The sequence below is a fragment of the Pseudomonas fluorescens genome (assembly GCF_040448305.1).
Classification (GTDB): domain Bacteria; phylum Pseudomonadota; class Gammaproteobacteria; order Pseudomonadales; family Pseudomonadaceae; genus Aquipseudomonas; species Aquipseudomonas fluorescens_BH.
This window is the reverse complement of record NZ_CP148752.1, coordinates 3,726,308-3,745,114: the sequence shown is the minus strand read 5'-3', so window position 1 is coordinate 3,745,114 and position 18,807 is coordinate 3,726,308. Positions and strand designations below refer to the sequence as shown.

Here is an 18,807-nt window from a genome sequence, read left to right as displayed (position 1 = left end):
CGCGGCAGCTGGTTATGTTGGTGTTCCAAAAATAGTTGCCATGGAATGCATATGAATGACCATCAGACACCGCTTCATCCCGATCTTGCGTCGCTGCGCGAAACACTGAAGTCTGTGGTGAGCGCGGCTTTACCGCAGTCTCCCGAGCAGTTCGGTGCACAGTTGATCAAGGAAAAATGGGGGCAAGACATCGACCCGCAAACCGCCCTGTTGGTCACTCTGGATTACCGCTACCGCGGGCACCCGCCGCAGGACGGCATCGAGCAAGGCCAAGTGGCAAACACGCAAACCCTGGTGCAGGCGTTGCTGGCGAACTACCAGACCGTTGGTGACGGGCGCTTCGCCGAAAGCGCATTCGGCTTGTACACACCGCCCGATGTCGGTCCGTCCATTCGCATCGTGGAGCATGTCGATGAATTCGCCGATCACGGCAATGGCAATCACCATACCTACGAAGGCATCTATCGCCAGACCACGCCTCAGGTGTATGGATCGGCAACGCAAATTGCCCTCAGGCCAGCGGCGTTCAAGCAGTGGGTATGGGAGCTGGATTTGCAAACCCTCTATCAGGCTTACCTGGATCGCGCCTGGCCCTCCGACAAGCGAATCGCCCAGGCGCAGCCTTACGACCTGAGAACCTCGGCCAAGGCCGCCTTTATCATGAGCGCCTGCCTGCAACATCAGGAGGGCAGTTTGAGTCAGGAAGGCCTGGCCCTGGCCATGCAGGCCGCCGGTTTGCCAGCGGAGCAGGCCTGGAGTGCGTTGTCCATCGATCAGGTGCAGGCGCCCACTCGCGTCAGTGCGCCGATCGAAGTAGGTCGGCTGACGATCTATCGCTACACCTCGGACGATATCTGGTGTTACCGCCACCGTCACAGCGGCCGGGTCTTGTTGAATATTCCCGGCAACTCCTCACCCTTGCATGAATTCGCCGACTGGCGGCACCTGCGCCAATGGATCGTGGCCCAAGGCAGGGTTGCCGCCACACGGCAAGCGCTGGTCGCGCATTTTGCCGAGGACGATCGTGAGGACGGCACCTTCCATGCGGGCGTGTTGACGGCGTTGGAGGGCATGGCGGTTTACCCGAAGGAGCACTGGCTGAAAAAGAACGCGGGGTTCTTCAACAACGACGGTTTCTGGGACCCGCAGGACTATATCGACCTTGAGCGTGCGCCGACCGACACCGATCCGTTTGCGCAACTGGTGCTGACCATGAAGCAGGCCTCCATGGCCAGCGTCAAAACCATCCGTGACGATGCCCAGGTCAATCGCGACAACCTGAGCGCGGTGGTGGAACCGCTTGTGCAGTGGATCAACCGGCTTGGGCCTTTGGCATTGTTCATTCCGGGAGGTGAGGGCGTCCTGGTGCTGGCCGGCCTGATCGACGCCGGTTACGGCATCGATCAGGCCATCAACGGTAAAACACCGGAGCAGCGCTCCGAGGGCGTGACGCGTACGGTGTTCGGCTTGCTCAATTCACTCCCGTTGGCCGGGGCGGTGGCGGCACTCAAGGGCGAAGAGAAAATCGCCGGAACGCTGCACGAGTCGGGGGAGCCGGGGAACGAGCCACATCCCGGAGCGCCGGCCGAGCCCACACCCGGGTCGGTTTCGGCACCGGTGTCGACACGTGTGGAGTTGATGCGTGGCGTTTGCGCACCGCTTGCTGCCTTCAGTGATGAGGTATTGGCGCAGATCGCGCGGATCAGCACGGTCGACGACGATATGCTGCGTCTGATGCAGACCGGTCGTGCGCCGACGCCGTCGCTTGCCGACACCATCGCTCGCTTCAAGCTCGATCAGGAACTTGAAGTCGTCGCCGATCCGAAAGCACGGGCCGGATTGTTCAACGCCCGCTATCAGGCGCTCCAGCACTCGGACCAGGATTGGATTCGCCTGTTTCAGCGCGAGTACCCCGATTTGCCGAAAAGTGCCGTGGAGCAGATCCTCGATCGTTCGGGGGTCGACATCGATCGGCCCGTCGATGCTGACGAGGCGCTGCAACTGTTCAAGCGCCTGGACAACAAGGCACGCGAGTATCAGCGGCATGTACGACTCAACCGGGCCTATGAAGGCCTGTACTTGCGCTCGGTCATCGCTCCAGAAACCGATGTCCTGGCGTTGCACTCCCTGGAACGCCTGCCCGGTTGGCCGAAAGGCTTGCGCATCGAAGTGCTCGACGGGTCGATCAGTGGCCGGGTCCTGGACCGTTGCGGCCCGCTCGATTCGGCGGATTGCCGGCGCTTGATCAAGGTCGGTGATCGCTATCGGTATGCCACGGTGGCGGCTACCGACGGCGAGGGTTCGGATCTGTTTGCCGCGCTGGTCGATCTAATGTCAGGGGAGGAGCGCGCGGCGATGTCGCTAAGCTCGCCCGACGCGGCCAGCCAGTTGCGTTTGCGTATTGGCGCGCATGCCTTGTCCCGCGCCGAACTGTTGCTCGGCCTGGATCGAATGGATTCGCGGTTGTCGTTCGAAGCCGGGGGATTGCGCGGCGGCGGCTTTCCGAACACGCCACGGGGTGCTGTGCTGGCTCACGAAATCATGCGCATGCAGGTCAGGGATCTGTATCCGGAATTCTCCAATGCCCAGGCGGACGAGTTACTCCTGACGGCGGGTGCCGGGGCCCAGGCGCTGGTGGATCGCCTGACGCTCGAGGTGCGGCAGTTGCATGCCGATCTGCGTCAATGGGTTGACCAGGCCGCGCTGGATGTCAATGACATGGACGTGGATTTTCTCGCGGTGGGCGATGATGACGCCAAGGGCATGAGTCCCGAGCAGGTGGCGGCGCACAATGTCGAGCTGCTGCAAACCGTGATCGATTACGAGCGTGAAACGCGAATTGAGCTGGGCGATGAATTGATGAGCATCTGGCAAAAATGCCCGCCCCAGATCAATAGAGTGATGTCTGGCGAGGTGTTTTCCGGCTACAGGCTGGATCTGGGGTTCGAGGACTTCCATCGGCTGCCGACGATGAACGTGCGCTTCAATGATGTCGTCGAGCTATCGATGCACGGCCTGCACCTGGTCGAGCGCGAGAGCCTGAACGCTTTTCTCGAAAGTTTTCCCAATCTGCACTCCCTGAACCTGGAACGCGTGGATCTGCGTCGGCTCAATGCAGATGATGTGCTGGAGGGGGTATTGCCTCCACCGGTTCGGCAAATGACTCGACTCACAACGCTCAACCTGAGTTCAACTTTTCTTCAGCTTCAGGAGAACACGGTTTCGCAATTTCGTGATCTGGTGAGCTTGCAAGTGCTGGACCTGAGTGACAACCCGTTGACTGTCCCGCCCGTGGTATTGGGGTTGAATGAGTTGCGTGTATTGAACCTGAGAAACGCCGGGATCAGTCATTGCCCGATTGGCATCGCCGATCAGCCGTACCTCACCTCGCTCGACTTGCGAGGCAACCGGATCAGCCGGGTTCCCTACGCGATACTCAATCAGGCGGTCTCCCGGGACCGGGTGAAACTGTGGGGTAATCCGCTGACGGATGAAGAGACGTTGTTGCGCCTGGTCGATCATCGCGAACGCACCGGTATCAATCTGTGGCTGAGTGAGCCGGGTGCCGATTACGGCAGTGCGACGCCCTGGCTGGAGGAGGGCGATGAAAGCGTGCGCGAAGCCCGGCAACAGATCTGGCAACGATTGGCCGTCAAGCCATCGGGCAGTACGTTGCTCCGGGTCATGGATGGATTGAGCCTGACGGCGGATTTCCAGGTCGGTTATCGGTCGCTGCAGGCACGCGTGTGGCGCTTGCTCCACGAGGCGGATACGTCAGAAGAGTTGTGGGGTTGGTTGCGGCAGTGCGTCGAAACGCGGATGGCCGATGCGGAGAATCCGTTCCGGTTGTTCGTGGTGCTGGAGGATCGAGTCCGGCTGTACCGCGATTGGGTCGCCATGGGGCGGCCGATGCCGCTGGCCGATTATCCGGTGATTTAGCGGGCAGGGTAAAACGCCTTGAGCCCCGGGGCGGGGTTCAAGGCGTGACGGTCAGCGGCGACGGAACAGCGGTAGCGGTTCGTCGGTAGCTGCCTGATAGGACACCGAGAAGTCCTTGAGGCCTTCAAGGGCTTCGTGCGGGTCTTTGTCGGCGCGAATGGCGAATGCGTCGAAACCACAGCGATGCATGTAGAACAACTGGTCACGCAGCACGTCGCCAATGGCCCGCAATTCGCCCTTGAAACCGTAACGGTCACGCAGCAGGCGGGCGTTGGAGTAGTTGCGGCCATCGGTGAATGCCGGGAAGTTCAGGGCGATGACCTGGAACTGCGCCACGTCTTCGCCGATCTCCTCGGCTTCTTCATCGGCGTCCAGCCAGATGCCCAGGCCGCCGTCACGGGCCAGGAGCATGCGGCTGTGTTCGCGCCACAGCTGCAACGGCACGATGAGGTCGTCGCAGTTGCTGATCTCGTCGATGTTGAAATCCTTGGGCAGCAGGTGCCAGGTCTCGTCGACGACCTCGTTGTTCTTAATTATTCGCTGCATAGACACGCTCCTTGAAGAGGTCGATGCCAATACGCTGATAGGTGTCGATGAAGCGTTCGTCTTCGGTACGTTGTTCGATGTACACGTCGATCAGCTTTTCGATCACGTCAGGCATGGCTTCCTGGGCAAAGGACGGGCCGAGGATCTTGCCCAGGCTGGCGTCACGGCTGGCGCTGCCGCCGAGGGAAACCTGATAGAACTCTTCGCCTTTCTTGTCCACCCCCAGGATGCCGATGTGGCCGACGTGGTGGTGACCACAGGCGTTCATGCAGCCGGAGATGTTCAGGTCCAGTTCGCCGATGTCGAACAGGTAGTCCAGGTCGTCGAAACGGCGCTGGATCGATTCGGCGATCGGGATCGACTTGGCGTTGGCCAGGGAGCAGAAATCGCCGCCCGGGCAGCAGATGATGTCGGTCAGCAGGCCGATGTTCGGCGTGGCGAAGCCTTGCTCGCGCAGCTCGCCCCACATGGCGAACAGTTTGTCCTGCTCGACGTCGGCCAGGATGATGTTCTGCTCGTGGGAGGTGCGCAGTTGACCGAAGCTGTAACGGTCGGCCAGATCGGCCACGGCGTCGAGCTGTTTGTCGGTGATGTCGCCCGGTGCAACGCCGGTTGGCTTCAGGGACAAGGTCACGGCCACATAACCCGGCTTCTTGTGGGCCAGGGTGTTGCGCACGCGCCAGCGGGCGAAGCCCGGGTGTTGCTGGTCGAGCTCGGCCAGTGCGGCTGCCTGGTTTTCCAGGGCCTTGTAGTCCGGGTCGACGAAATGCTTGGCGACGCGCTGCACTTCGGCTTCGGTCAATGTGGTCTGGCCACCGCGAAGGTGCTCCATTTCCGCATCGACTTTCTGCGCGAAGACTTCAGGCGTCAGCGCTTTGACCAGGATCTTGATCCGCGCCTTGTACTTGTTGTCGCGACGGCCATAGCGGTTGTAGACCCGCAGGATGGCGTCGAGGTAGCTCAACAGGTCTTGCCACGGCAGGAATTCATTGATGAATGCACCGACCACCGGCGTACGGCCCAGGCCGCCGCCGACCAATACACGGAAGCCCAGTTCGCCAGCGGCGTTGTGCACCGGCTCAAGGCCGATGTCATGGACTTCGATGGCGGCGCGGTCGGAAGTCGAACCGTTGACGGCGATCTTGAATTTGCGCGGCAGGTAGGCGAATTCCGGGTGGAACGTGGTCCACTGGCGGACAATCTCGCACCATGGACGCGGGTCGATCAGCTCGTCGGCGGCGACACCGGCAAACTGGTCGGTGGTGACGTTGCGCAGGCAGTTGCCGCTGGTCTGGATCGCGTGCATCTGCACGGTGGCCAGTTCGGCAAGAATGTCCGGAATGTCTTCCACGGCCGGCCAGTTGAACTGCACGTTCTGCCGGGTACTGATGTGGGCGTAGCCCTTGTCGTAGTCGCGGGCAATTTTGGCCATCATTCGCGTCTGGCGCGAAGTCAGTTGGCCGTAAGGCACGGCGACTCGCAACATAGGCGCGAAACGCTGGATATAAAGGCCATTTTGCAGGCGCAGGGGGCGGAATTCTTCTTCGCTCAGCTCGCCTGCCAGATAGCGTCGGGTCTGATCACGGAACTGCTTGACGCGGTCCTCGATGATCCGCTGATCGTATTCGTCGTATACGTACATATAAGTCCTGTTCTCAGGCTTGGGCCGGTCGGAAACAGCGGCGTTTTTTGGCTTGCTGGCGTCCGATAAAACCTCGGCAATTCTGCGCGCACGGCCGCGCACTCCCTACGGAGCCGGGGCAAGATAACAGTTTGCAGTTATGCGTAAAAGTGATGTTTGAGCATATGTAAAGAACCAAATCGCCTAATGAGAATCGTTGTTGCAAAGACCCTGTTTGTGGTGCGGGCAATCGTCGTCTTTACTGTGCTCGAGTCTTTATGCAATCACCGATAAAACCGACAAGAGGCGATGCAATGAGCAACCCAACCAAAGCACGGAAAAGCGATAGCACCGTTGATGCATGGGCAATTTTGTTCCTGATCATTCTGGTCGTGGGGACGGCGGTTTTCTGGGTCAGTCATCAGTAAGCGACCCCGTCCGGGCCCGGTTCCGACGATTGTCTGACAAAAACCGGAAAAGTCGCCGTTTTACGGACGTTCGCTGGCTATAATGCGCGGCGAATTTCCGGGGGCTCGGACGACCAATGTTGAAGTTGTTTTGTGGCGTATTACTGGCGCTGGGCATGGTCGTGGGACCTTGTGCCCAAGCGGCGTCAGTGCTGTTCCTGAACCCGGGAACCCCCACGGAAGCTTTTTGGGTGAGTTATTCGCAGTTCATGCAGGCCGCGGCGACCGACCTGGGGATGGACTTGCGCATCCAGTATTCCGACCGCGTCTCCGAAATCACCATCCAGCAGGCTCGCGAAGCCCTTCAGGGCCACCATCGTCCTGACTACCTGGTCTTCGTCAACGAGCAATACATCGCCCCCGAAATCCTGCGGCTGGCCAAAGACAGCGGTGTGAAGCTGTTTATGGTCAACAATGCCCTGACCCCGGATCAGATGAATCTGATTGGCGCACGCCCTGACAAATACCCCGATCTGCTCGGCAGCCTGGTGCCCAATGACGAGGAGGGCGGCTACCTGATGCTCAAGGAACTGATCCGACAGCACGGCCCGGTGGCCCCCGGCCAGACGATCGAATTGCTGGCCTTTTCCGGATTGAAAATCACTCCGTCCTCGCAGTTTCGGGAGAAGGGCTTGCGGCGTGCCTTGGCCGAGCACCCCGAAGTGCGTTTGCGGCAGTTGGTGTACGGCGGCTGGACCCGGCAACGCGCCTGCGAGCAGGCCAGGTTGCTGTTCAAGCGCTACCCGCAGACGTCGCTGGTCTGGGCCGCGAATGACGAGATGGCGTTCGGTGTGATGCAGGCGTATGTCGAAGCCGGAGGTGTGCCAGGAAAAGGCGTGCTGTTCGGCGCGATCAACACTTCACCCGCCGCGTTGCAGGCACTGCTGGACCGTCGTCTGAGTGTCTTGCTGGGCGGGCACTTCAGTCTCGGTGGCTGGGCGCTGGTGCAATTGCATGACTACGATCAAGGCGTGGACTTCAGCCAGTACGGCGGCCGTGACCGACAGATTCCGTTATTGCAGCTGATTGATCGGACGCAGGCCAAACGGCTGCTGGCGATGGGCAAGGCGCAGGATTTCGGCGTGGACTTTCACAAACTCTCGGCCAAGGGACGTCCCGCGTCCTGGCGTTACCCGTTCACCCTGCAAACCCTGATGCACTGAGCCGCATCAAACTCCGGCCAGAAGCAGCACCAGCTTGACGATGCCGAACAGCATCAATGCAAACACCGCCGTAAAGAGAATCCCGAGAATCACGAAATGACTCGGCTTGCCGTGAGTGAAATCACGGGCCCGGTTCTTCCCGCTCTGCACCCCGAACGCCGCCGCCATGACGCTGTGCAGCATTTGCCAGAAGGTCGGCGGCTTGTTATCGGCCGGATCGTCCATAAATCCCTCGTCTGAAAGTGGGTGCACACAGCATAGCCAATCTGCCGATTCGTGCCGTAGCTGCCTGAAACGGTTTGTCTCGCCTTTTCGATCGTGCGGTAACTATGTACCGCAGGTATTCAGGCCTGGGGTGGTGTCCTGTCGCTCCATTTACCAGGAGAGACAGTATGAGCATTTCATCCCGGACTTCACCGCCGACGTCGAAGGTAGAGTCGCCTATTGAAGGTTCAGAATCCAAGCGGTTGCTGCCAGGAAAAAGCAGCATGCACAGTGAATCGCTTGAGCGCATGACTCCCGATTGGTTGATCAACGCGACGTCCCCAAGGCGCGCAGCGATCAAAGAAAGCGCAACACCCCTGCCGGGCTGGTATGTGCACGCATCCGGCGTGCAACAGCAGGCACTGAGGGCAAGTTTCAACGCCAGTTTTATCTCGCAGACCCGTCTGGACCAGACAATGTCCGCGCTGCACGACGCCGAAACATTCGCCGGGCCGATATTGGCCAAGGCTCTCAAGGACAGGTTCTCGATCGAAGTCGACGTCAACAAGACCTGGGTGTGCCTGCGGCGCCCCCTGGAGGTTGGCGTGTTGGATATCGAAGTCTCGTCTTTCGAGGTGTTGAAGCTATCTTTGCTTCAGGCGGCATTGCACAACTTCGAGGCCTCGGAGTGTGAAGAAGGGGCCTTCCACCGTGGTTCAGGGTTTGTCGTCGAAACGCCGACCCCCGGTACGTTCAAGGATGCTGCGCTGGGCATGACGGTCAGGCAGTTCTTGTCGCTGTGCCGAACGCTGGATATCGGAGCGCAGTATCAAACCTGCGTGAACAGGTTTTTCCAGCCAGCCGATACGCGGGCGCAAGCAAACCTGTGCGAGCAATTCATCGACAGCCAGAAAACCGCAATGAGGGCGGCAGCCGACCTGGCCTTGTTGAAAAAGGACATCGAACCGCAAGACTACGCGATGATCCTTTCGGTCATTGGCGGGGAAGTCCATCCCCGGATGGGCGACAGACAGGTCTGGTTCCGCGATCTCATCCTGATGAAGCGCCGGATGACCGGCTGTGTGGTGTTCAGCATCAGCGAGCAGTATCGCTACACCAGCGATTTCATCGTCTACATTCCCCATGATCCCGAGCATCCGCTCAAGCGTTACACTTCGGCGCAGTTGCGTGACGAATTCAAGCGCCAGTTCACGGCCGGCAATTCACGGTCTGCAAGCGATGGCAGGCCGACCGCACACCAGCGTTTTTTCAGTCAGTTCGTGGCTTACGCCGACCGCCCTTACTACTTCAGCCAGTTCACCCGCAAGGCGGCGGACGCTCCGAGCGATCCGATGCAGTCCATCTGGATCAAGGTCGCCCAGTACATTCCGCCGATCTCCACGTTCGTCGGTATCAAGGAGCTGCCCCCTGAAACCCGGGGCAAGCGCGAACCGGTGGAAGATCCTTACCTCGACCCAATGGGTACGACGCGTAAAGACGTCGCCGGAATCTGGTCCGCCAACACCGATCTGTGGACTTATCTCTACGAGCAAAACCGCGCCAAGGTCATCGCCGATGCGCGCAGCCATGCCGTCCCGACCGCTGAGGTCGATGCGAAGGCTCGGGCGGCAAAGCTCAATCACCTGCTGGAAATCGGCATGCTGGGCTTGAACATGGCGTCGATGTTCGTACCAGTGCTGGGCGAGATCATGCTGACGGTAATGGCCGGGCAATTGCTGTACGAATCGTTCGAAGGGGTTATCGAATGGAGTGAGGGTGATCGCGTTGCTGCCAAGGCGCACCTGATCGATGTCGCGGAAAACCTGGCGTTGATCGCGGCGATGGCCGGGGCCGGCAAGGTGCTCGGCAAGATTGCGCCGGTCGCACCGGAGCCGGTGATCGAAGGGCTGGACGCCATCAAGCGCCCCGATGGCGCGACACGGCTGTGGAAACCCGATCTGAAGGCCTATGAGTGCAACGTTGAGCTGGGCGATGACATCGCCCCCAATGCCTTGGGACAGTTTCGTGCGAACCGCAGGACTTACATCCGCCAGGCGGGCAAGGTGTATGAGATCACCTTTGATTCAACGCTGAAAAAATGGCGCATCAAGCATCCGTCCGATGCCGAGGCCTGGCGGCCGATTCTCGAACACAACGGCCACGGTGCCTGGCACCATACGCTGGAGCGTCCCCTGGAGTGGGATCGCCTGACCCTGTTGCGGCGCATGGGCCATGCGACCGAGGCCCTGACTGACGAACAACTGCTCACCATCGCCGATGCCAGCGGTACCCGTGACAATGCCCTGCGCAAGATGCATCTCGATCACCTGCCTCCGCCTCCCGGGCTGGCTGAGTTGTTGTCGGCGTTCGAGGCTGGCCCGGGGAACACCGAGGCGGTCAAGGGACCGGTGGCGATGCTGCGGCGTGCTTGCCCTGGGCTGAGTGAGCCCGCTGCCAACAGGGTGTTGCTCGATGCCAATGCCGAGGAACTGGCGCGGTGGCAAACGACGCGGCGGATTCCCTTGAGCATGCTTGAAGAGAGCCGCTGGTATGCACGACAAGGGCGCGTCAATCGAGCCTTTGCCGGGTTGCATCTGGAGCGTATGGCGTCGGCGGACAGCCGATGGCTCGCACTGCACTCCCTGGAAAAGCTGCCGGGCTGGTCCGACAGCGTGCGCCTGGAAGTGCGCGACGGTCACGTCGAGGGGCCGCTGATCGATGGCATTGGCAGTCAGACTGCCGTCACGCGCAAATACGTGGTCAAGAAAGGACCGGCTTACCAGGCGTTTGATGAGCGCGGCGAGGAGCTCAATGGCATTCCTCGAAATGGCGACAATTTTTACCCGTCGATCATGCACGCCTTGCCCGACTCGGCGCGCCAGGCGCTGGGTGTTCCCCATGTGGCTCAGGGCAGTCAGTTGCGCACGGCAATCATCGACCATGCCGTCGCCCATCGTGCCGAGCTGGCACAGAGCCTGGAGGCACGTACTGACAAGCATGCGACGTTCAAGCCTCCGGTTCGGGTCAACGAACGGTTGGTGGGGTACTACGCCAGCGGACGCGGGCAAGGGATCAATCCTTTGCTGGCGACGCGGGTTCGGGATGTCTATCCGGCGCTGACCGAACAGCAGGCCAACGGATTTGTCCTGGCGCAGCTGCGTGCGGGAAAAACCGATGCGCAGATTTATGGTTTGTTGCAGGCCCGCCTGCGCGAGTGGGAGACGCTTGAGGCGACGCTCGATCATTGGGTTGGCGAGCCATCGTCGGGCTCTGCCCTGGAGCGCATGTTGGGCGGCAAGGCTTCGGTCGCGCAGGGCCTCAAGGATAGCTGGCGCAACTCGCCGTTGGCCGCGGAGCACGCGCGCTTCACATTGCTTGATCTGACCAGTGACGAAGCGCTGCCTGCGTTGTCGGCGGATTTCTCCCATGTGCGTGATCTGTACGTCCGGGGCCGGTGCATCACCGACGCCAATGCAGATGCGCTGCTGGCGAATTTCCCCAGGTTGAGAAAACTGCGGATCAACGCCACGGGCGACCAGTTCAGCAATGTGCCCGAGGTCATCGGCAGGATGCCGGAGCTCACCGACCTGAACCTGTATTCATCCGCTCCCTACGCCGCCGACATGCCGTCGAGGCTGGGTGCGCTGACCAGGCTTGAGTACCTCAATGTCCATTGTTCGGGGTTCGCGCCGATTGCGCTGGATGTCAGCCAATTGCGCAATCTGCGCCTGTTGGAAGTGCTTGCACCTTCGTTGTTTGAATGGCCCGCCGGGGTTCTCGATCTACCGCGACTTGAGCGATTGAATCTCAAGGACACCGGGATCAGAACCTTGCCCGACGGCATTTTCAGCGGACATGAAAAGCTCTGGTCCGGACTGTCGCTGGACTGGTCGAATGTCCTTCGTGAAAACTTCAGGCCAGCGTATGAGTACGCCAAACGGCAATCCCCACACCTTGTTGATCTCGAGGCAATGGTCAGTGATTACAGCAAGGGTGAGTTGAGACGCCTTGGGGAGGACTCCAACGAGAATCACGAGGCGTTGTTCACTCAGTTTGTCGAGCAATGGCAGGATGCCGAGGCGAGGTACGGGGCGATCGAAGCCTTGAGTGAGCAACACCATGTGCTCAACCGTAACCTCAACGACTGGACCCATCGCGCGCGACCCATGCCAATGGCGATCAATGAGGTGGTGGGCCGAACAATCCTGGGCAACTCCGTGAGAGCCAGTTGGCGTAATGGCGTTTTCAAACGCTACGGCGCTACCGCCAACGCCTCGGTGCTCGATTTGTCGAATCTGGCGCTCAGTGACCTTCCCGAGCTTGCGCCCGGCGCTTTCTCGGAAGTGCAAACACTGCATTTGAGGGGCAGCAACGCGCCCGTAGAACAGATTCGCGGCTTCATCAGCAGGTTTACCGAGCTTCAAACTCTCGACTTGCGGGCTTGCGGCCTGACCGAAATCCCCATCGGCCCCAACGATCTCGGAAAATTGACTCAGCTGGATCTCTCCAGTAACGGGATTGTTGTCGATTCAGGGGTTCAGCAAGGTCTCGAAGGGTTGCGAACACTCGAACATCTGGACCTGAGCAGCAACCCCCCTCAACACCCTGGACGTCAGTGCAATGTCTCACCTCAGGGCTTTGAATCTGCGCTCGACCGAACTGCGGGAGTGGCCGGCAGGCGCGCAAGACCTGCCCGAATTGACCTGGCTGGATTTGCGCGACAGCCGCGTCAGCGAATTACCGGTGGCGGTGCTTGAAAGTGAGGTATTACTCAAAACCAATCTCGTCGGTGCGCCGTTGACTGCGCAAGCGGAAGCAATGCTGAAGGCTGCCTGGCAGAAAATTGAAGTGTCCAAGGGACTGCCAGAAGGTGTCCTGGAACTGTTTGCCCTGGAGCCGGTGCCACTTGCCTTCCCGCCGTCCGAGAGCGGCTTTTCGATCGCACGGCATTTGTTATTGCTACCACAAGTCCCGTCGGGAGAAGGGTCCGGGGTCGTGACAAAGCGCCTGCAACGGTTGAACCCGGCGCTTGTCGATGAGCAGGCCTCCCAAGCGCTGGAACAGATGCGCCAGCGTGGGGCAACCGACGTGCAAATTGACGAGCGCCTTGCCGGATGGGAACAGACCTTTGACGCGCTTACACGCCAGTTGAATGGCTGGCTGTTTACCCGTGGAACTCAGGGAACGGGCTGGATGACATCGTCCAGCATTCGCAGATTGGGTGCCTTGCGCATCCTGGAGTGCTGGCGCGAGGGGCTGATCGGTGCGGACGGTGTTGCCGATGCCGTGCTGAATCTCAATGGCCTGCAACTGGGCGATTTGCCGGAGCTGCCGACAACGTTCGAGCATGTCGGCACGTTGAACCTGACGAGCGTAAAACTGACCCGGCAAGGTTCCGATGGATTCCTCAATGCCTTTACACGGTTGAAAATCCTTGAACTCAACGGTAATGGGCTGGACGCAATTCCCGAGCCGGTCCGGCACATGGATACGCTCGAGCGACTGGAACTGTCTTCGAACCGACTGGACGATGCCGAACACGTGTCTGCCTCATTGAGTAATCTGGAGCGTCTGAAGTGGCTTGACCTGGGCTACAACGAACTGGAGTCCTTCGATATTGACGTTTTCGAAGCGTTGGTGACACTCGATCTGCGCAATAACATTCTGACGCAATGGCCGGGGGGCGTGCTGGATGCGGCCCACCTCAGAGTCCTGAATCTGAGTGGTAACTACATCACATCGGTTCCGGAGCAGGTTCTGGATGGCAATCACAACGTCCTGATGATCGGCATCGACCTGAGCGACAACAACCTGGCGCTTGAGAGTCTCGAGCGCTTGAGGGCCTACCGAGACTCGGGAGCACGGGACACCGTGCTGGGGATCTCGCGGACTGAACTCGACGAGTCGCTGGATGATGCTCACGACCAAAGCGACAGCATCGAGTCGGATGAAGAGCTGCCTGACGTTGAGCCTGATTCCGCGCAAAAGACCCCTTGGTTAACCAATCTGACCCCGGAGGAATTGGCCGGTAAAAGCCAGATCTGGGATCAACTGGCGGCCGAGCCGGACAATGCCGCGTTCTTTCATTTGCTATCGCGATTGCAGGACACCCAGGAGTTCCGGGTGGCCAATGCCGACTTGACGCGACGGGTCTGGACAGTGATGGAAGCCGCGGCCAGCAACAGCGAACTTCGGGAAGTCCTGTTCGCCAGTTCGGCTACCCATGGTACCTGTGTCGACGGGCGAATCCTCACGTTCAGCGGGCTGGAAAGCAAAGTGTTCACCCACAATGCCTTGCTCGACATGCCGCCTGGAGGCCTGAGTGTGAAGGGCCAGGCATTGTTGAAACTGTCCAGGCAGCTGTTTCGACTGGACAAGATCGATGATCTGGCGACCAAAGCCGCGGCTCATTCCGGCGAGGATGAGGCCGAGGTGCGCCTGGGTTATCGAATCGGTCTGACGGAGGGCTGGGATGACGGCCTGATCCTGCCGGGTCAGCCGAAACACATGACGTATGCCTCCGGCGTCACGCGGCAGCAATTGGCGCACGCGCGCGTGGAAGTCGCCAATGCGGAGCGGTCCGACGGGTTTTTCGAAGACTTGATCCAGCGCGACTATTGGGTGGGTTATCTCAAGGAGAAATACCCTGAAGTCTTTCGGGCACTCGATGAAATGGAGAGTCAGGGAGGGGAAGATGAAGGGGGTGAGAGCGCCGATGATGCCGCATTCATGAGTCAACTTTTCGAACTGGCGGCGGCGCGCAACGCGAAGATGATCGAGTTGTCCCGCAAGGAAGTCTCGGAGCTGGCGGGTGAAGAACCGTAACCAGGGACATCGGCCAGGAATAGCTAAATCAGCCGCTGGCTAACTAATGTAGGAGCGAGCCTGCTCGCGATAGCGGTCTATCAGTCAACATTAATGTTGAATGTTACTCCGTCATCGCGAGCAGGCTCGCTCCCACAAGGGATCTTTACCGACCACGATGTTGTGGTCGGCAAAGCAGTTTAGTTGTCGTAACCCAGGTTCGGCGCCAGCCAGCGTTCGGTCACGCTCAGCTCCTGGCCTTTGCGCGACGTGTAGCTCTGCACCTGGTCCTTGTCGATCTTGCCCACGGCAAAGTATTGTGCCTGTGGGTGAGCGAAGTACCAGCCGCTGACCGCTGCCGCCGGGAACATCGCGTAGTGTTCGGTGAGGAACACGCCGCTGCGGCCTGCGCGCATTTCCTGGGCTTCTGGATCGAGCAGGGCGAACAGTTGGGCTTTCTCGGTGTGATCCGGGCAGGCCGGGTAGCCCGGTGCCGGACGGATACCGCTGTACTGCTCCTTGATCAGTGCCTCGTTATCCAGCGCTTCATCCCTGGCATAACCCCAGTAGTCTTTACGCACCTGCTGGTGCAGCCACTCGGCGCAGGCCTCGGCCAGGCGGTCGGCCAGGGCCTTGACCATGATCGAGTTGTAGTCGTCGCCGGCATCCTGGTAGGCCTTGGCCACTTCTTCGGCGCCGATCCCCGCGGTGGTGATGAAGCCACCCACGTAGTCGGTCACTTCACTGCCTTTGGGCGCGACGAAGTCGGCCAGGGAGAAGTTCGGCTTGCCGTCGGTCTTGATGATCTGCTGGCGCAGGTGATGCAGCTTGGCCATTGGCTTGCCGTCATCGCCATAGAGCTCGATGTCGTCGTCATGCACCTGGTTGGCCGGCCAGAAACCGAACACCGCGCGGGCGCTGATCAGCTTCTCGTCGATCAGTTTGCTGAGCATTTCCCGGGCGTCTTTGTAGAGCGAGGTGGCGGCTTCACCGACCACTTCGTCCTGGAGGATGCGCGGGAACTTGCCGGCCAGGTCCCAGGAGATGAAGAACGGCGTCCAGTCGATGTACTCGGCCAGGACGTTGAGGTCGATGTTGTCCAGCACCCGGGTACCGGTGAAGGTCGGTTTGACCGGCGTGTAGCTCGCCCAGTCGAATTGAGGTTTCTTGGCGATGGCCGCGCCATAGCTCAGGCGCTCGGTGCGGGCGCTGCGGTTGGCGGTGCGCTCGCGAACCTCGATGTAATCCTGGCGGGTTTTCTCGACAAAACCGGCCTTGAGCTCCTTGGACAGCAACTGCGTTGCCACGCCCACCGCGCGGGAGGCGTCGGTGACGTAGATCACCGCATCGTTGCTGTACTTGGGCTCGATCTTCACCGCCGTGTGCGCCTTGGAGGTGGTGGCGCCACCGATCATCAACGGCAGATGGAAGTCCTGGCGCTGCATTTCCCGGGCGACGTGGACCATCTCGTCCAGCGACGGGGTGATCAGGCCGGACAGGCCGATGATGTCGCACTTCTGTTCCTTGGCCACCTGGAGGATTTTCTCCGCCGGCACCATTACGCCGAGGTCGACGATGTCATAGCCGTTGCAACCGAGCACCACGCCGACGATGTTCTTGCCGATGTCGTGCACGTCACCTTTCACCGTGGCCATCAGGATCTTGCCCTTGGCTTGCGGCTTGTCACCTTTTTCCAGCTCGATAAACGGGATCAGGTGGGCAACGGCCTGTTTCATTACGCGGGCGGATTTCACCACCTGCGGCAGGAACATTTTGCCGGCGCCGAACAGGTCGCCGACGATGTTCATGCCGGACATCAGCGGGCCTTCGATCACTTCGATCGGGCGGGCGAAGGACTGACGGGATTCTTCGGTGTCTTCGACGATGTGGGTGGTGATGCCCTTGACCAGTGCGTGCTCCAGGCGCTTGTTGACGTCCCAGTTGCGCCACTCTTCGGTCTCGGCTTCCTTGACGCTGCCGTCGCCCTTGTACTTGTCGGCAATGGCGAGGAGGGCGTCGGTGCCTTCCGGGGTGCGGTTAAGGATCACGTCTTCCACGGCGTCGCGCAGTTCTGCCGGGATCTGGTCGTAGATCTCCAGTTGACCGGCGTTGACGATGCCCATGGTCAGGCCGGAACGGATCGCGTACAGCAGGAACACCGAGTGGATCGCCTCGCGCACCGGGTTGTTGCCACGGAACGAGAACGACACGTTGGACACGCCACCGGAGGTCAGCGCATACGGCAGTTCGTCACGGATGTAGGCACAGGCATTGATGAAATCGACGGCGTAGTTGTTGTGTTCTTCGATACCGGTGGCGACGGCGAAGATGTTCGGGTCGAAAATGATGTCTTCCGGCGGGAAGTCCACTTCGTTGACCAGAATGTCGTAGGAGCGTTTGCAGATTTCCTTCTTGCGCGCTTCGGTGTCGGCCTGGCCGGCTTCGTCGAAGGCCATCACCACCACGGCGGCGCCGTAGCGCTTGCACAGCTTGGCGTGATGGATGAACTGCTCGACGCCTTCCTTCATGCTGATCGAGTTGACGATGCCCTTGCCCTGGATGCACTTGAGGCCGGCTTCGATCACTTCCCACTTGGAGGAGTCGATCATGATCGGTACGCGGGAGATGTCCGGCTCGCCAGCAATCAGATTGAGGAAGGTCACCATGGCCTTCTTCGAATCGAGCATCCCTTCGTCCATGTTGATGTCGATCACCTGGGCACCGGCTTCGACCTGCTGCAGGGCGACTTCCAGGGCTTCGGTGTAGTTGTCTTCACGGATCAGGCGGGCGAACTTGGCGGAACCGGTGATGTTGGTCCGCTCGCCGACGTTGACGAACAGCGAGTTGCGATCGATGGTGAACGGCTCAAGGCCCGAGAGGCGGCAGGCCTTCGGGATGTCCGGAATCTCGCGTGGCGCATAACCGGCCACGGCCTTGGCGATGGCTTCGATGTGGCCCGGCGTGGTGCCGCAGCAGCCACCGACGATGTTGAGAAAGCCGCTCTGGGCGAATTCTTCGATGACCTTGGCGGTTTCCGACGGCAGTTCGTCGTACTCGCCGAATTCGTTCGGCAGGCCGGCGTTCGGGTGCGCGGAAACGTGGGTGTTGGCTTTGTTCGACAGCTCTTCGAGGTACGGGCGCAATTCGCTGGCGCCGAGGGCGCAGTTCAGGCCGACGGAAATCGGTTTGGCGTGGGCCACGGAGTTCCAGAACGCTTCGGTGGTCTGGCCCGACAGGGTACGGCCCGAGGCGTCGGTGATGGTGCCGGAAATCATGATCGGCAATTCAATGCCCAATTCCTCGAACACGCCCTGGACAGCGAAGATCGCGGCCTTGGCGTTCAGGGTGTCGAAAATGGTTTCGATCAGGATCAGGTCGGCGCCGCCTTCGATCAGACCCTTGGTGGACTCGGTGTAGTTCTCCACCAGTTCATCGAAGGTCACGTTGCGGTAGCCGGGGTTGTTCACGTCCGGGGACAACGAGCAGGTGCGACTTGTAGGACCGAGCACGCCGGCAACGAAGCGCGGCTTGTCCGGGGTTTCCAGGGTCTTGGCGTCGGCGACCTTGCGCGCCAGGCGTGCGCCTTCTACGTTTAACTCATACGCCAGGCCTTGCATGCCGTAGTCGGCCAGGGAAATCTGGGTGGCGTTGAAGGTGTTGGTTTCCAGAATGTCGGCGCCAGCGTCCAGGTAGGCTTTTTCAATGCCGCCAATCACGTCCGGGCGAGTCAGTACCAACAGATCGTTGTTGCCTTTGACATCGCTTGGCCAGTCAGCGAAGCGTTTGCCACGGTAATCCTGCTCTTCGAGCTTGTAGCTCTGGATCATCGTGCCCATACCGCCATCGAGAATCAGGATGCGCTCTTTGAGGGCGTGCTTGAGAGCTTGAAGGCGAACGCTGCGATCGGACATTTGGACTACTCGGTAAGGCCATGACGAAGGGCCGGGATGATAGCAAACCTGTGCGCTTTTGGAGCATGACTCGAAATTGCATGAATATCGTTCATGTTGGTAAGGATGACAGACCGGTAGAATCGCGGCGTTTTTTCAGGATCCGGGACCAG

8 protein-coding genes are annotated in these 18,807 nt (G+C 60.1%); 4 read left to right on the top strand and 4 right to left on the bottom strand.

Annotated elements, in window-relative coordinates:
• Positions 1-51 precede the first annotated feature (51 nt).
• Entirely contained in the window at positions 52-3,939 is a 3,888-nt protein-coding gene (locus tag WHX55_RS16940) for a DUF6543 domain-containing protein (RefSeq protein ID WP_353740847.1), read from the top strand.
• A 51-nt stretch (positions 3,940-3,990) separates the two neighbouring features.
• On the opposite strand, the gene WHX55_RS16935 is transcribed toward WHX55_RS16940, so the two are convergent.
• Together WHX55_RS16935 and WHX55_RS16930 are read right to left on the bottom strand one after the other, a co-directional pair.
• Complete coding sequence (locus WHX55_RS16935) at positions 3,991-4,485, bottom strand: DUF934 domain-containing protein (RefSeq protein ID WP_150723618.1); 495 nt, start codon at positions 4,483-4,485, stop codon at positions 3,991-3,993.
• Positions 4,469-6,127: a nitrite/sulfite reductase gene (locus WHX55_RS16930; protein ID WP_150723619.1), complete on the bottom strand. Its 1,659-nt coding sequence runs from the start codon at positions 6,125-6,127 to the stop codon at positions 4,469-4,471. The genes WHX55_RS16935 and WHX55_RS16930 overlap by 17 nt, the downstream gene beginning before the upstream one ends.
• 523 nt (positions 6,128-6,650) lie before the next feature.
• On the opposite strand from WHX55_RS16930, the gene WHX55_RS16925 reads away from it, so the two are divergent.
• Positions 6,651-7,736, top strand: coding sequence for an ABC transporter substrate-binding protein (locus tag WHX55_RS16925; protein ID WP_150755738.1), 1,086 nt, complete (start codon positions 6,651-6,653; stop codon positions 7,734-7,736).
• 6 nt (positions 7,737-7,742) lie between these two features.
• Here the strand turns inward: WHX55_RS16925 and WHX55_RS16920 are convergent, their stop codons facing one another.
• The gene (locus WHX55_RS16920; RefSeq protein WP_150755737.1) at positions 7,743-7,961 is read right to left on the bottom strand and encodes a DUF2970 domain-containing protein; all 219 of its coding nucleotides are present in this window, start codon (positions 7,959-7,961) and stop codon (positions 7,743-7,745) included.
• A 263-nt stretch (positions 7,962-8,224) separates the two neighbouring features.
• On the opposite strand from WHX55_RS16920, the gene WHX55_RS16915 reads away from it, so the two are divergent.
• Positions 8,225-12,697, top strand: a complete 4,473-nt coding sequence (locus WHX55_RS16915) for a leucine-rich repeat domain-containing protein (RefSeq protein WP_353740846.1) — start codon at positions 8,225-8,227, stop codon at positions 12,695-12,697.
• A gap of 61 nt (positions 12,698-12,758) precedes the next feature.
• Complete coding sequence (locus WHX55_RS16910; protein ID WP_353743058.1) at positions 12,759-14,765, top strand: NEL-type E3 ubiquitin ligase domain-containing protein; 2,007 nt, start codon at positions 12,759-12,761, stop codon at positions 14,763-14,765.
• Positions 14,766-14,944: 179 nt separating this feature from the next.
• On the opposite strand, the gene metH is transcribed toward WHX55_RS16910, so the two are convergent.
• Complete coding sequence (gene metH, locus WHX55_RS16905) at positions 14,945-18,655, bottom strand: methionine synthase (protein WP_150723623.1); 3,711 nt, start codon at positions 18,653-18,655, stop codon at positions 14,945-14,947.
• Positions 18,656-18,807 lie beyond the last annotated feature (152 nt).

Bases quoted from the DNA above. Each gene is read 5' to 3' on its own strand.
- WHX55_RS16940 (WP_353740847.1), top strand. From the start codon at position 52: ATGAATGACCATCAGACACCGCTTCATCCCGATCTTGCGTCGCTGCGC.
- WHX55_RS16935 (WP_150723618.1), bottom strand. From the start codon at position 4,485: ATGCAGCGAATAATTAAGAACAACGAGGTCGTCGACGAGACCTGGCAC.
- WHX55_RS16930 (WP_150723619.1), bottom strand. From the start codon at position 6,127: ATGTACGTATACGACGAATACGATCAGCGGATCATCGAGGACCGCGTC.
- WHX55_RS16925 (WP_150755738.1), top strand. From the start codon at position 6,651: ATGTTGAAGTTGTTTTGTGGCGTATTACTGGCGCTGGGCATGGTCGTG.
- WHX55_RS16920 (WP_150755737.1), bottom strand. From the start codon at position 7,961: ATGGACGATCCGGCCGATAACAAGCCGCCGACCTTCTGGCAAATGCTG.
- WHX55_RS16915 (WP_353740846.1), top strand. From the start codon at position 8,225: ATGCACAGTGAATCGCTTGAGCGCATGACTCCCGATTGGTTGATCAAC.
- WHX55_RS16910 (WP_353743058.1), top strand. From the start codon at position 12,759: ATGCTGAAGGCTGCCTGGCAGAAAATTGAAGTGTCCAAGGGACTGCCA.
- metH (WP_150723623.1), bottom strand. From the start codon at position 18,655: ATGTCCGATCGCAGCGTTCGCCTTCAAGCTCTCAAGCACGCCCTCAAA.